Genomic DNA, 13,736 nt, shown 5'->3' on the forward strand with positions numbered 1-13,736 from the left:
ATGCGGGTTTCGCATCTTTCCCTGGTCGACTTCCGCAACTACGAGGCGGCCGAGGTCGAGTTCGCGGTCGGGCCGAACCTGCTGCTCGGCCGCAACGGACAGGGTAAGACGAATCTCGTAGAGGCGATCGGATACTTCTCGACGCTCCGCTCCCATCGGGTCAGCAGCGATTCCGCACTGATCCGCTCGGGGGAGGAGAGCGCAGTCGCCCGCGTTCGCGTCGAAGCGACGGGACGGAGTGTGCTGCTCGAGATCCATATCAAACGCGACCGCCGCAACCTGGCGATGGTGAACCGCAATCCCGTTCGACCCCGAGAGCTCATGCGCTGGATCGCAACGGTCGCTTTCGTTCCCGAAGACCTGTCGATCGTTCGTGGAGATCCATCAGGACGTCGACGATTCCTCGACGACGCGCTGTCTTCGCGCTTTCCGATCGCCGCGGGCGCGCTGGCCGACTACGAACGGGTGCTGAGGCAGCGCACGTCGCTGCTGAAATCCGCCAGACGAGGCTCGGTGCGCTCGCTCGAATCCACCCTCGAGGTCTGGGATGAGCAGCTGATCGCATTCGGGACGCAGATCATGCTCGGCCGACGCGAACTGGTCGATGATCTGCGCGGTCCGTTGGGCACGGCCTACGAAGCGCTGGTCGGCCAGGATCATGCGCCGGGCCTCGCGCTCGTCGAGTCCGTTTACGCTTCCGGCGGGATCGACGAGGTTTCACGTGAAACAGGCTCCGGTTCCGCGAAGGGGTCCGGTGAGGGAACTGTTTCACGTGAAACACTCGCGCGGGACTTCCGAGCGGCTTTGACGGAGGCGCGCCCGAAGGAGATCGAGCGAGGATTGACGCTGGTGGGGCCCCATCGCGACGATGTCTTCTTCACGCTCAATGATCTTCCCGTCAAGGGCTACGCGAGTCATGGCGAATCCTGGTCGTTCGCACTCTCGTTGAAGATCGCGCTCGCGAATGTGCTGCGCACGGATTCGCCGGCGGGGGACCCGGTGATCGTGCTCGACGACGTCTTCGCCGAGCTCGACCGCGGTCGTCGCGAGCGGCTCATGCGGGCGGTGAGCGACTTCGAGCAGATTCTGGTGACTGCCGCTGCCGCTGAAGATATTCCGGACTCCGTAGACTGGCACCGTATCTATATCGATGACGGTGCGGTGGTGGAGGGTCCTCCCGATGGCCTCGAGTGAGTTGAGTTTCGCGAGCGAGACCTATCTGCGTGCGAAGTCGGTCTGGCGGGGCCGGCCGGTGCGGCGGCGCACGGTGCAGACCGGGGAGGGGACGACCCGTCCGTTCGGAGCAGGACGCGATCCGCGCGGGTTGGGCGAGGTGCTCCTGCGCGTCTCCGAGGATATGGGGTGGAGCGGGGAGATCGATCGCGCGCGACTGATCACCGAGTGGCCCGAGTTCGCCGGTACGGCGACCGCCGAGCACACGACGGTCATCGGCATCTCCAACGGTGTGCTCCAGGTGCAATGCGACTCGACGACGTGGGCCACCGAGCTGCGCCGGCTGCGCGCCGAGATGCTGACTCGTGTGCTGAACGACTACCCGGAGGCCGAGATCAGGGATCTCCGGTTCCTCGGCCCCGGGGCCCCGAGCTGGCGCCACGGCCCGCGCTCGGTTCCGGGTCGCGGTCCACGAGACACCTACGGCTGATTCCTCCGACTTCGCCTGCGGTCCGGCACCGTTCTTCTCCGCGCCGCGCGTCGGATGCTCCGGTCCCATTGATGGTTGCTGCCCCGGAGAATCGTTCTGAGAGAACGTTTCACGTGAAACTTCGGTCGGGTAGCCCGCCGTGACGCTCCGTATGCAGGCCCCGAAAGGCCCCGTCGAGCCCGGTCGGTGCGGTGTTCGTTCGAGGGGAGGGACGATCCCTGGAGAAAAAAGGCCCTCAGAGGCCCGAAATCAGCGATATCAGGGCTCTGCATTGGTAGGATGGACTGCGGAAACGTCCGGGGTGGAGAAACGCTCTGAGAAGCCCAGAAAGGCACCATTCACAGTATGAATTCTGAACAGGCCGCGGCCGCGGAGGAATACGGCGCCGGCGCCATCCAGGTGCTCGAGGGTCTCGAGGCGGTTCGCAAGCGCCCGGGCATGTATATCGGATCGACCGGGCCGCGAGGCCTGCATCACCTCGTCTACGAGATCGTCGACAATTCGGTCGACGAGGCCCTGGCCGGCTACTGCGACACGATCGACGTCACGATCCTCGAGGACGGCGGCGTCCGGGTGATCGATAACGGTCGTGGTATTCCCGTAGATCCGCATTCGTCCGACCCGACGAAGTCGACGGTCGAGGTCGTGCTGACCGTGCTGCACGCCGGCGGTAAGTTCGGCGGCGGCGGATACGCGGTTTCGGGTGGATTGCACGGTGTCGGCTCGTCGGTCGTGAACGCGCTCTCGGGTCGTTTCGAGGTCGAGGTGAAGCGCAAGGGTTTCACGTGGAACATGGCGTTCGACTCGAGCGTGCCCACCGGTCCGCTGGTTCAGGGTGCACCGACCGATGGTACGGGCACCACGATCACCTTCTGGCCGAGCGATGAGATCTTCGAAACCGTCGAGTTCGACTACCAGACTCTCCGCGGTCGGTTCCAGCAGATGGCCTTTCTCAACAAGGGCCTCAAGATCATCCTCACCGACGAGCGCCCGCAGGAGGCGGTCGAGAACGAGGAAGGCGAGCTGGTCGCCCCGGCCGCCCCGCACGATGAGTTCCTCTACGAGAAGGGCATCGAGGACTACGTCGAGTACCTGAACTCCGCCAAGCGCGCGGACGTCGTGCACGACGAGATCATCTCGTTCGAGCTCGAGGACACCGATCGCAAGATCTCGGCCGAGATCGCGATGCAGTGGACGACCGCGTACACCGAGAGCGTGCATACCTATGCGAATACGATCAATACGCACGAGGGCGGTACGCACGAGGAGGGCTTCCGAGCGGCGCTCACGACGCTCGTGAACAAGTACGCGCGCGACAAGAACATCCTGCGAGAGAAGGACGACAACCTCTCGGGCGACGACGTGCGCGAGGGCCTCACCGCCGTCATCTCGGTGAAGCTCGGCGAACCCCAGTTCGAGGGCCAGACGAAGACCAAGCTCGGCAACACCGAGGCGAAGGCGTTCGTGCAGAAGGTCGTCGGCGATCAGCTGGGGGACTGGTTCGAACGCAACCCGTCCGCGGCGAAGGAGATCATCCGTAAGGCGATCCAGGCCGCCACGGCGCGACTCGCAGCACGCAAGGCGCGCGAGACGGCACGGCGAAAGGGCCTGCTCGAGTCGGGCGGCATGCCCGGCAAGCTGAAGGACTGCTCATCGAAGGATCCGTCGATCTCCGAGATCTTCATCGTGGAGGGCGACTCGGCAGGCGGTTCCGCCGTGCAGGGCCGCAACCCCGAAACGCAGGCGATCCTGCCGCTGCGCGGCAAGATCCTGAATGTGGAGAAGGCGCGCCTCGATCGTGCGTTGAACAACGCAGAGGTGCAGGCCATGATCACGGCGTTCGGCGCCGGCATCGGCGAGGAGTTCGATCCGGAGCGTGCGCGCTACCACAAGATCGTGCTCATGGCCGATGCAGATGTGGACGGCCAGCACATCACTACGCTGCTGCTCACGCTGCTCTTCCGCTACATGCGCCCCCTCATCGACCTCGGCTACGTCTTCCTCGCGCAGCCGCCGCTCTACCGCATCAAGTGGGTGAACTCCGAGCACGAATACGCCTACAGCGATGCGGAGCGCGATGCGCTGCTGAAGCTCGGCGCCGAGAACAGCAAGCGCCTCCAGAAGGAGAGCGGCGTGCAGCGCTACAAGGGCCTCGGCGAGATGAACTACGAGGAGCTGTGGGAGACCACGATGAACCCGGAGACCCGCACTCTCCGCCAGATCACCATGGATGATGCCGCCGCGGCCGACGAGATCTTCGCCACACTGATGGGCGAAGACGTCGAGGCCCGCCGAGGCTTCATCCAGCAGAACGCGAAGGACGTCCGTTTCCTTGACATCTGAGAACAACACCCCCGAAGACGTGACCGAGGAGCAGGGCGAGCGGCCGGAGGTGGAGATCAACCACGGTCGGATCGACCAGGTCGATCTGCAGGTCGAGATGCAGCGCTCGTACCTCGACTACGCGATGAGCGTGATCGTCGGCCGTGCGCTGCCCGACGTACGCGACGGCCTGAAGCCGGTCCACCGCCGCGTCATCTACACGATGTACGACGGCGGCTACCGCCCCGACAAGGCGTTCTCGAAGTGCACCCGTGTCATCGGCGACGTCATGGGCCAGTTCCACCCGCACGGCGATACGGCGGTCTACGACTCGCTCGTGCGTCTCGTGCAGCCGTGGTCGCTGCGCTATCCGCTGGCGCTCGGTCAGGGCAACTTCGGGTCGCCCGGTAACGACGGCGCCGCTGCGCACCGTTATACCGAGACGAAGATGTCGCCGCTCGCCATGGAGATGGTGCGCGATATCGACGAGGAGACCGTCGACTTCCAGGACAACTACGACGGCCGCACGCAGGAGCCGACGGTGCTGACGTCGCGCTTCCCGAACCTCCTGGTGAACGGCTCGGTCGGCATCGCGGTCGGCATGGCCACGAACATTCCGCCGCATAACCTCCGCGAGGTCGCGGAGGCGGCGACCTGGCACCTCGAGAATCCCGACGCGACGCGCGAGGAGCTGCTCGAGGCGCTCATCGAGCGCGTGAAGGGGCCCGATTTCCCGACCGGCGCTCAGATTCTCGGCACGAAGGGCATCCGCGAGGCCTACCGTACGGGCCGCGGTTCGATCACCATGCGCGCGGTGGTCAATATCGAGGAGATCCAGGGCCGTACCTGCCTCGTCGTCACCGAGCTCCCGTACCAGGTGAACCCCGACAACCTGGCTGTGAAGATCGCCGATCTGGTGAAGGACCAGAAGGTGCAGGGCATCGCCGATATCCGCGATGAGACCAGCGGTCGCACCGGTCAGCGCCTCGTCATCGTGCTCAAGCGCGATGCCATCGCGAAGGTCGTGCTCAACAACCTGTACAAGCACACGCAGCTGCAGGAGAATTTCGGCGCGAACATGCTCGCGATCGTCGACGGAGTGCCTCGCACGCTGGCGCTCGACGGCTTCATCACGAACTGGGCGAAGCACCAGATCGAAGTCATCGTGCGTCGCACCGAGTTCCGCCTGCGCAAGGCGGAGGCCGAGGCGCACATCCAGCGCGGCTACCTCAAGGCCCTCGACGCGCTCGACGCCGTCATCGCCCTGATCCGCCGTTCGCCGACCGTCGACGACGCCCGTACTGGGCTGATGGATCTGCTCGATGTCGACCAGATCCAGGCGGACGCCATCCTCGGCCTGCAGCTGCGCCGCCTCGCGGCGCTCGAGCGCCAGAAGATCCTCGACCTCGCGGCGAAGCTCGAGGCTCAGATCGCCGAGTACCAGGGCATCCTCGCATCGCCGAGCCAGCAGCGATCGATCGTCATCGAGGAGCTCGGCGAGCTCGTCGACAAGTACGGCGACGACCGCCGCACCGCGATCATGTACGGCTTCGAAGGCGACATGTCGATGGAAGACCTGATCCCTGAAGAGGAGATGGTCGTCACGGTGACCCGCGGCGGCTACGTCAAGCGCACCCGTATCGACAACTACCGGTCGCAGCATCGCGGCGGCAAGGGCGTCAAGGGCGCTCAGCTGCGAGCCGACGATATCGTCGAGCATTTCTTCGTGACCACGACGCACCACTGGCTGCTGTTCTTCACGAACACCGGTCGCGTGTACCGTGCGAAGACCTACGAAGCGCCCGAGGGCGGTCGGGATTCGAAGGGGCAGCATCTCGCCAACCTCCTCGCGCTCGCACCCGAGGAGACGGTTACTCAGATTCTGGCGATCCGCGACTTCGACGCCGCCGGCTACCTGGTGCTCGCGACCCGCGACGGGCTGGTCAAGAAGACGGCGCTCACCGACTACGACACGAATCGCACGGGCGGCATCATCGCGATCAAGCTGCGCGAGGGCGACGAACTCGTCTCGGCCCTGATCGCGGAGAGCACCGACGACGTGCTGCTGGTCTCGCGCCACGGCATGTCCGTGCGCTTCACCGCGTCCGACCAGGCATTGCGCCCCATGGGCCGCTCCACGAGCGGCGTGCGCGGCATGAACTTCCGCGACGGCGATGCGCTGCTCTCGGCCTCGCGCATCGGCGATGCCGGCGGGTACGTCTTCGTGGTCACCGAGGGCGGTTACGCCAAGCGCACCGACGTCGACGAGTACCGCGTGCAGCAGCGCGGCGGCTACGGCATCAAGGTCGCGAAGCTCGACGAGAACCGCGGCGTCCTGGTCGGTGGGCTCATCGTCGACGAGGGCGATGAGGTCCTCGCGGTGCTCGCCAGCGGCAAGGTCGTACGGTCGCATGTCGCCGAAGTGCCGGCGAAGGGCCGCAATACGATGGGTGTCGTATTTGCGAGATTCCCAGAGCGGGACCGTATTATTGGCATCGCGCGAAATTCTGAACGCGGGCTCGACGACGACGGGTCCGACACCGAGCAGACCGTTGTCGCCGAGAGCGAGGAAAACGTAAATGAGTAACACTGTTGCCGACAAGCTGGCTAAGAAGACCCGGAAGAAGGCACCCGCGAAGCAGGTGCGTCTGAAGCTCGTCTTCATCGATTTCTGGTCGGCTGTGAAGTTCTCCTTCCTGATCTCGATCTGCCTCGCGATCGTGAGCGTGGTCTCCACCATCCTGATCTACACCGTGCTGATGCAGACCGGTGTGTTCGGCCAGGTCGACTCGCTGTTCATGGACATCGTGGGCGACGAGAACAGCCTGATGAACATCATCGGCTTCCCGCAGGTGCTCGGTTTCGCGGTGGTCGTCGCGATCCTCAACATCATCGTGGGCACCGTACTCGGCGCGATCAGCGCATTGGTCTACAACCTGCTCGTGCGCGTGCTCGGCGGGTTCCAGCTCGGATTCACGAGCAACTAAGCATCAACTCGCCCGATGTGCGGTGTCGATTTCGATTTTCGCCGCACATCGGGTAAAGTCGTTTCTTGGTCAAGGGGCTATAGCTCAGGCGGTTAGAGCGCTTCACTGATAATGAAGAGGTCCCAGGTTCAAGTCCTGGTAGCCCCACCGACAACCCGGTTCCTCCCGCAGCAGCATGCGGAGGGAACCGGGTTTCTGCATTCCGGCCCCAAGGCCTCCCGGCGCGAGGTCCGACCGCCGACGCGACTCGTGTTCTCCGCAGCAGTTCGCCCCGGGTGCGCCGCGATGCGCGGTCACCCGGGGCGGGGCGCGCAGTGAGTCCGCGCACCCCGTTTCCACAGATCTATACCCACCTGTGGATAAATTACATCGATGTAATTCAGGGTGTGACCGCGAACGTCCCGCGGGCGCCCATCTCGGCATCGATCATGTAGTGCGACACGAACGGGTAGTCGCCCGCCTCGGGGAAGACGAGTTCGACGAATCCGCCCTGTGCGGGCGCGAGGGCGAGCGCCTGCGAGCCGGTGTCGGGGAAGCGGTCGATCAGGTATCGCCCTTCTGACCAGATGGTGTCGAACTGACCGCCGATCACGTGGAAGCTGGATGCCCGTTCGATACCGGCGTCGAACACCCACACGCGCACCCGCTCGCCGACGGCGGCTCCGAGCGGGCGGTGATCGTACTGGTTCGCGTAGCCGTTGAAGGTGACGAGGTCGGGCGCGCGCCGCGCGATCTTCTCGGGCTCGACATCCCCGCCGTCGTGATCGCCGAGATAGTACTCGCCCTGCGTCAGCACGTAGCTGCGATCGACCTCGGGCAGCCCGTCGGGTTCGATGATGACCGTCCCGTACATGCCGTTGGCGATGTGCGCCGTCATCGGCATGGTCGAGCAGTGGTACATCCAGATGCCCGCACGCGTCGCGGTGAAGGCGAAGGTCAGCGTCTCGCCCGGTGCGATCGTGCGCATCGGCTGATCCGGTGCGAGGGCGCCGGCGTGGAAGTCGATCGAATGCCCGATGCTGCCGTCGTTCGTGAGGGTGATCTCGAAGCGGTCGCCGATGCGCCCGTGCAGCACCGGTCCCGGCGCGGTCTGGTTGTACGTCCACAGCGTCTGCGTGACGCCCGGAGCGACCTCCACCTCGGTGTCCTGCACGACGAGATGTTCGCGGTGGGTGATCGGCCCGTCAGAGGCCGGCAGCGGCGGCAGCACGGGGTCGTAGGGCGTGAACCGGTCGCCCGGTTCGCCCATGAGATCGATGGCGTCACCCGAGCTCGGAGACGATTGCAGGTCGCCGTGCATGCTCGGGGCCGACGATGCCTCGCTGCCGGCCACGTTCACCGCGAGCGTCATGCCCATCTGCCGGTGGCCGACGATCGAGCACCAGCCGTCGAGGTTCTCGGTGATGACCCCGACGTCGATGGTCTCGGACTCGCCGGGCGCGAGACGCGAACCGACGACGCCGTTCTCGAACACCAGGTCGTGGGTGAGCTCGGGGTCGGTATTGGTCAGCTCGATGACGAGCCGATTGCCGGCGGGTACTGCGATCTCGTTCGGCGTGAAGCGCATGTTCGCGGCCTCCACCTGCACGGTCGTCACGGGCGCGTCGTCCGGTCCGCTCTGCGCCACGCGCCATCCTGTGCTCGACGGGTCGGCGGATACCGTGATCGCGACCGCGAGCACGACCGTGAGCAGCCCGGCGACGAGCTGCCCGCCGCGATGTGCGGCGGGGGGCGCGGGCTTTCGCTGCCGACCTCCGCGCTTCGCACGCGACTGCGCCCGCATCGAAGTGAACAGGATGACGAGGAACGAGGCCATCGCGATGAGGTAGAGCACCGATGCGACGACGCGCACCAGGCTGGTCACCGGCATCGCGCAGACGATGAGCGCCGCATTGGCGACGGTGACCCGCAGCACGCCCCAGCGCTCGAACGCCGCGGTGCCGATGCGCACCGGGGTCGGGCCGCCGCCCAGCACCACAGGGATCAGGTAGCTCAGCGCGCCGGGCAGTACCTGGGCGGCGAAGCCCGCCGCGAGGTAGGGGACGGCGCCGCCGATGAGCCCGGCTGTCTCGGCGGCGTCGGCGCCCCTGAGCTGACCGACGACGCTGCCGCCGGCGATGAACGCGATGACGACCGCCCACCACGCGAACGCCGCCGCGATGGAGAGGCCAGCGAACGAGGTCGGCGGCGACTGGCGGGCCGCACGGAACCCCGAGAAGCCGATCACGACGAGACCGATGAGATATGCCACGAGGCCCGCGGCGGTGAGCGCCGGGACGCCGAGCACGGCCCCGAGTGCGGCGGCCGCCGCGCCGATGCAGAGCGCGGGGAGCGCGCTCGCGGCGCCCGATGCCGCCTGATCGTCGGCCCGCGTGCGCAGGATGGTGGGCCACAGCGTCACGAGGGTGCCGGCGACGGTGAGCCCCACCCAGCCGAGCAGGTTGATGAGCGCATGCGCCAGACCGAGGCGCGCGGCGCCGTGTCCGGTCGCGATGAGGGCGCCGAGCGCGGCCCCGACCACGAGGAAGGCGGAGGCCGCGATGTAGTAGCGGACAGTACGGCCGAACTTTCCGGGGAGGCTGCGGCGCGACCGACGAACGAGAGCCGCGCCGTGCCAGCCGACCGCCGCGATGAGAGCCGCGGCGCCCGCGACCGTCGAAGGCCAGAAGCCCGACGGTACTCCGATGAACACGGCGATTGCGCCGAGGTTCGCGAGGATCAGGCGGATGTTCTGCCGCCTGCGGTCGGACCGCGAGGCGCGGCTGCGCAGCAGCGCGAACGAGAAATACTCGCTCCAGACGAGAATGGCGTGCGTGATCGCGCCGAGCAGCAGCAGATGGATCATGAGCCACCGGGGGGCCGGCAGCACGCGGTGGAGGACGGTCGATACGACAGCGGCGATGAGCCAGAGCGCGGTCGGGATGTCGCGCATGAACCGGAAGCCGCGCGTCGGCGACGCGGCGCCCTGCGGGGGTCGCGTGCTGAGCGTCATTCGGCGCTCCTATCGATGTGATGGGCGGTCTGCGGAGGCCGAGCGGGGCGCTTCAACAGGGGGCCGTTCGGCTGCGACGAGAGTTCGCGGATGCGGGGTGCCGGGCGCTGCGTGCGCGGCGGGCCTGCGATCGCGCTCGAGACCGCGGTGAGGGCGAACAGCAGGATCGCGACCACTCCGAGCACTCCGCCGATGCGCCAGGAGACGAGATTGCCGAGACCGTCGCCGAACCAGATGCGGATCACGAGCGCGATCTGCAGGATCGCTACGGGCACCCAGAGCACCGGACGGTAGGGGAGCGCGATGCGCAGCACGGCCGGAAGGATGGTGGTCGCGTGCGCCATGATCATCGAGAACGTGTAGCCGAGGAACACCGCGTGCACGACCGCGTCGTACACCGGTTGATCGAGAGGCTGCCCGAGGAGCAGCAGCAGTGCGGCGAGGAAGAGCCAGACATATCCGCAGAGGATGCAGGCGGCCATGAAGCGGGTGACCCCCGTGCCGCGGATGGTGCGCCGCGCGATGTCGTGCACGACGAGCCAGACGGTCAGCGAGATGAGCGCCAGCCCGAGCACGATCGCGCCGGCGTTCGGGAAGGCGAAGCCGAGCAGCAGTGCCCCGACGATGAGCACGGCATGCGCGAGCAGGCGGGCGCCGGCGGTGGGGCCCATGGTGATGCGGGCGAGTTCGACGCGCTCGGCTGCGATGGTGAGCACGAGGAACCCGATGAGCCACGGCAGGGCGACGACGAGGGGCGCCCCGCCCAGCCAGAGCACGGCGGCCACGAGCCCGAGACCGGTGGCGAGGATCTGAGTCAGCAGCGGATGGTCGAACTGCCGTCGCCACAGGGGGATGCCGAGGGCCGTGAAGGCCGCCATGCCTGCGACGAGCAGCGACTTGCCGACGACGAGCGGAACCGGTGCGACGACGAGCAACACGGCGCCCGACGCGAGCAGGGCGGGCGCCGCGAAACCGTACCAGCGGTCCAGCGCGGTGGCCCGTTCGAGCGAGACGAGCGTGGCGACGAAGCCGAGCACGAGCAGCATGCCGTGCACGACCTCGAGACGCTCGAAGCCGAAGGCCGGGGCGACACCGAGCAGCATCAGGCCTGCTCCGAGGCCCGACAGGAGTGCGAAGCCCGCGGGCAGGAGCCAGAGGAGGCGCGGGCCCGGCGCGCGACGGCGCGCGACCGTCAGGGGCTCGCCGGTCCGAGGGATGCCGGGCGCGCTCATGACACCGGCCTGACGCGCAGCAGGCACCGTTCGGGCCCGGCGAACGGGGTGAGCTCGGCGGTGAACGCACCGCGGCGGGATCGGGCGAGCCCTTCGACGAGCCCCGCGTGCACCGCGCACACGATGTCGGGGTGGGCAGCCGCTGCGGCGCGGATCGGGCAGCTGCGCAGCTCCACGGTCGTGCAGTCGGATGCGGCCTCGCGGGCGGTCTCGACGAGAACCGGGTCGAAGCCCTGCGCGCGCATCGCATCGAGCACGATCGTACTCCCTGCATGAACCGAGCCCTCATCGGGGGCGCCTGCCGCAACGCGCGCACCCCAGTCGAGCCCTGCGGCGAAGGCGAGCTCGCGGGCGTTCTCGGTGCGGGCGAGGGAGTCGGCGAGCGCGGCGGCGAGGCCCGCCGTCGCACTCGACGTTGCGAGGTCGACGACCGACCACAGCAGGGCGGGTCGACCGCGGCCGGCGGCGGGGGCGGGGCGGGAGCGCACGCGCCCCTCTTCGTGCAGCCGCGCGAGATGCTCGCGCACCGTGTTCTCATGCAGGCCGGTCGCGGCGGCGACGTCTCCGATGGTGGCGGCGTCGTGGAGTTCGAGCGCTTGGAAGACGCGCTCTCGCGGGTTCGAGCGATGCGCGCGGCCGGGCGGCGGCATGCTGTTCGGCGTCGAGCCCCCGCTCGGCGCGATGGGAGGGTGCACGTCTTTTTCCACGGTATTCAGTGTAATAAAATGGGAGAGCGTGAGGTAACCGAAGCAAGGAGACGCATGGCCGGCATCGAGATTCATCGCACACGCGCCGAAGCGCAGGGCACCCGGACGGGCTGCGCGTGCGGCGGGCAAGACGAAGAGCTCCCCGAGCTCGATGTCCAGACGATCCCGCACGCCGTGCGTCACGCGGCCATCTTCGGTGCGCTCGAGTCGCTGCGCCCCGGCTTCGGCATGGTCATCTCGGCGACGCACGATCCGGTGCCGCTGCTCGCCCAGCTGAAGGAGCGCCACCGAGACGCCTTCAGCGCGAGCTACCTCGACGAGGGGCCCGAGCGCTGGCGCATCCTGATCCGTCGAGCCGGGGCCTGAGCGTGGCGCACGCGGGCGCGGAGCCGGTGAGCGAGGGCCGTACGCTCATCGCCGCCGATCGCGACGCGCTGCTGCAGGCGGCGCCCGTGTCGTCCGATCGCTTCCAGATCAAACGGATCTTCCAGGGCGAGGGCGCGAGAGTCATCCGGTTGTCCTTCGCCGCGGGGCAGGTGATGCGCGAGCATTCGACGAATGCTCCCCTCATCGTGCAGGTGCTCGACGGCGAGGTGCAGTTCCGCGTCTCGGGCGAAGAGATCGCGATGCCCGCCGGGGCGATGTTGCACGTGAAACCATCGGTGGCGCACGAGGTCGAGGCCGTGACCGACGCGCACGTGCTGTTGACGCTCTGCTTCCCGGAGTAGCGATCATGCCGGGTTCGGTGCGCCGGTGTGGCATACGGCAGCCGGAGAAGGTGTTGTAATGGAGGCACTGAAACGATGGCGCGCGCGCGGGCCCCGGCCCGCGCTCCCAGATCTCCAGGGATCGCGGCGCACCGTCTCCACCCCGACGAAAGACCGCGACATGATCACCGACCACGTGGCCACGTTGACGCCCGCACCCGACGCCGACCCGGCCGGGGCCCCGGGGCCCCGCACTCCGGTCGCTCGACTCGCGACCACCCTGCTGCCCACCGTGCACGGCGATTTCCAGACCTTCGCCTACGCCGATATCGAAGCGGGGGTCGACCACCTCGCCCTCGTCGGCCCCGGCACGCTCGAGGCGATCGCCGCGTCGGCGGTCGCCGCACCGCTCGTGCGAGTGCACTCGGAATGCATCACGGGCGAAGCGCTCGGCTCGCTGAAGTGCGAGTGCGGGCCGCAGCTGCAGGCCTCGCTCGCCACGGTGCACGAACGCGGGGGAGTGATCGTCTACCTGCGCGGGCAGGAGGGGCGCGGCATCGGCCTCGCCAACAAGATGCGCACCTACGCGCTGCAGGAGACCGGAGTCGACACCCTCGATGCGAATCTGCAGCTGGGGTTCCCCGCCGATGCGCGCGACTACACGGCCGCCGCCGAGATCCTCGCCGATCTCGGCATTTCGCGCGTGACGCTCCTCACCAACAACCCTGAGAAGATGACGCAGCTCGATGAGCACGGCATCGAGGTCGTCGGCCGCGAGCCGCTCGTGGTGGGCGTCGGCGCCCACAACGCCGGCTATCTCGAGACGAAGCGCACCCGCATGGGGCACCTGATCCCTGCCGGTACCGGGTCGCACGACGGGCTGTGAAACGCCCGCGCGTTCGCGATTTGTGTTGCTGAAATCGGCCGGTTATAGTTGTTCAGTCGGCGCCGCAAGCGCCTGCTGAACAGCCCGCAACGGCAGTTCGGGTCCTTAGCTCAATTGGTAGAGCGCCTGCTTTGCAAGCAGGAGGTCGCGAGTTCGATTCTCGCAGGATCCACCGCAATCTCGTACGGGAGCCTTCCACATCTACTGATGAGGGAGGCTCCCGTTTGATGTTCTCGTGGT

11 protein-coding genes and 2 tRNA genes are annotated in these 13,736 nt (G+C 67.3%); 10 read left to right on the forward strand and 3 right to left on the reverse strand.

Annotation, left to right across the window (positions count from 1 at the left end; translation table 11 throughout):
• The 6 genes from recF (at position 1) to NHL51_RS13080 (ending at position 7,119) form a co-directional block, all read left to right on the forward strand.
• Entirely contained in the window at positions 1-1,194 is a 1,194-nt protein-coding gene (recF, locus tag NHL51_RS13055; protein ID WP_434144434.1) for a DNA replication/repair protein RecF, read from the forward strand.
• Complete coding sequence (locus tag NHL51_RS13060; RefSeq protein WP_434144435.1) at positions 1,181-1,663, forward strand: DUF721 domain-containing protein; 483 nt, start codon at positions 1,181-1,183, stop codon at positions 1,661-1,663. The genes recF and NHL51_RS13060 overlap by 14 nt, the downstream gene beginning before the upstream one ends.
• 345 nt (positions 1,664-2,008) lie before the next feature.
• Positions 2,009-4,006 carry a DNA topoisomerase (ATP-hydrolyzing) subunit B gene (gyrB, locus tag NHL51_RS13065; protein ID WP_434144437.1) on the forward strand — a complete coding sequence of 666 codons (1,998 nt, stop codon included), beginning with the start codon at positions 2,009-2,011 and terminating at the stop codon, positions 4,004-4,006.
• A gap of 19 nt (positions 4,007-4,025) precedes the next feature.
• The gene (gyrA, locus tag NHL51_RS13070) at positions 4,026-6,572 is read left to right on the forward strand and encodes a DNA gyrase subunit A (protein ID WP_434144480.1); all 2,547 of its coding nucleotides are present in this window, start codon (positions 4,026-4,028) and stop codon (positions 6,570-6,572) included.
• Positions 6,565-6,972, forward strand: coding sequence for a DUF3566 domain-containing protein (locus NHL51_RS13075; protein ID WP_434144439.1), 408 nt, complete (start codon positions 6,565-6,567; stop codon positions 6,970-6,972). The genes gyrA and NHL51_RS13075 overlap by 8 nt, the downstream gene beginning before the upstream one ends.
• 73 nt (positions 6,973-7,045) lie before the next feature.
• Positions 7,046-7,119 (forward strand) — tRNA-Ile (locus tag NHL51_RS13080).
• 232 nt (positions 7,120-7,351) lie between these two features.
• Here NHL51_RS13080 and NHL51_RS13085 read toward each other — a convergent pair.
• Genes NHL51_RS13085 through NHL51_RS13095 form a run of 3 tightly spaced genes read right to left on the reverse strand, consistent with a single transcriptional unit; the run spans position 7,352 to position 11,903 of the window.
• Entirely contained in the window at positions 7,352-9,964 is a 2,613-nt protein-coding gene (locus tag NHL51_RS13085; RefSeq protein WP_434144441.1) for a multicopper oxidase domain-containing protein, read from the reverse strand.
• Positions 9,961-11,196, reverse strand: a complete 1,236-nt coding sequence (locus NHL51_RS13090; RefSeq protein WP_434144443.1) for a hypothetical protein — start codon at positions 11,194-11,196, stop codon at positions 9,961-9,963. Before NHL51_RS13090 ends, NHL51_RS13085 begins: the two co-directional genes overlap by 4 nt.
• Complete coding sequence (locus NHL51_RS13095; RefSeq protein ID WP_434144445.1) at positions 11,193-11,903, reverse strand: helix-turn-helix transcriptional regulator; 711 nt, start codon at positions 11,901-11,903, stop codon at positions 11,193-11,195. Before NHL51_RS13095 ends, NHL51_RS13090 begins: the two co-directional genes overlap by 4 nt.
• Positions 11,904-11,957: 54 nt before the next feature.
• Here NHL51_RS13095 and NHL51_RS13100 point away from each other — a divergent pair, with 54 nt between their 5' ends.
• The 4 genes from NHL51_RS13100 (at position 11,958) to NHL51_RS13115 (ending at position 13,668) form a co-directional block, all read left to right on the forward strand.
• On the forward strand, positions 11,958-12,269 hold the full coding sequence (locus NHL51_RS13100; protein WP_434144446.1) for a DUF2249 domain-containing protein: 312 nt from the start codon (positions 11,958-11,960) through the stop codon (positions 12,267-12,269).
• A 2-nt stretch (positions 12,270-12,271) separates the two neighbouring features.
• Positions 12,272-12,631 carry a cupin domain-containing protein gene (locus NHL51_RS13105; RefSeq protein ID WP_434144448.1) on the forward strand — a complete coding sequence of 120 codons (360 nt, stop codon included), beginning with the start codon at positions 12,272-12,274 and terminating at the stop codon, positions 12,629-12,631.
• A 58-nt stretch (positions 12,632-12,689) separates the two neighbouring features.
• A complete protein-coding gene (gene ribA / locus NHL51_RS13110) occupies positions 12,690-13,496 on the forward strand; it encodes a GTP cyclohydrolase II (protein WP_434144450.1) in 807 nt (268 codons plus the stop codon).
• Positions 13,497-13,595: 99 nt separating this feature from the next.
• Positions 13,596-13,668, forward strand: a tRNA-Ala gene (locus tag NHL51_RS13115).
• The last annotated feature ends 68 nt before the right edge of the window (positions 13,669-13,736 follow it).

Source organism: Leucobacter sp. gxy201, from assembly GCF_051043335.1.
In the GTDB taxonomy this organism is placed as follows: Bacteria; Actinomycetota; Actinomycetes; order Actinomycetales; family Microbacteriaceae; genus Leucobacter.

What these genes read in the sequence shown, in the direction of transcription:
- recF (WP_434144434.1), top strand. Translation starts at nt 1, where the DNA reads ATGCGGGTTTCGCATCTTTCCCTGGTCGACTTCCGCAACTACGAGGCG.
- NHL51_RS13060 (WP_434144435.1), top strand. Translation starts at nt 1,181, where the DNA reads ATGGCCTCGAGTGAGTTGAGTTTCGCGAGCGAGACCTATCTGCGTGCG.
- NHL51_RS13075 (WP_434144439.1), top strand. Translation starts at nt 6,565, where the DNA reads ATGAGTAACACTGTTGCCGACAAGCTGGCTAAGAAGACCCGGAAGAAG.
- NHL51_RS13085 (WP_434144441.1), bottom strand. Translation starts at nt 9,964, where the DNA reads ATGACGCTCAGCACGCGACCCCCGCAGGGCGCCGCGTCGCCGACGCGC.
- ribA (WP_434144450.1), top strand. Translation starts at nt 12,690, where the DNA reads ATGGAGGCACTGAAACGATGGCGCGCGCGCGGGCCCCGGCCCGCGCTC.
- NHL51_RS13090 (WP_434144443.1), bottom strand. Translation starts at nt 11,196, where the DNA reads ATGAGCGCGCCCGGCATCCCTCGGACCGGCGAGCCCCTGACGGTCGCG.
- NHL51_RS13100 (WP_434144446.1), top strand. Translation starts at nt 11,958, where the DNA reads ATGGCCGGCATCGAGATTCATCGCACACGCGCCGAAGCGCAGGGCACC.
- gyrB (WP_434144437.1), top strand. Translation starts at nt 2,009, where the DNA reads ATGAATTCTGAACAGGCCGCGGCCGCGGAGGAATACGGCGCCGGCGCC.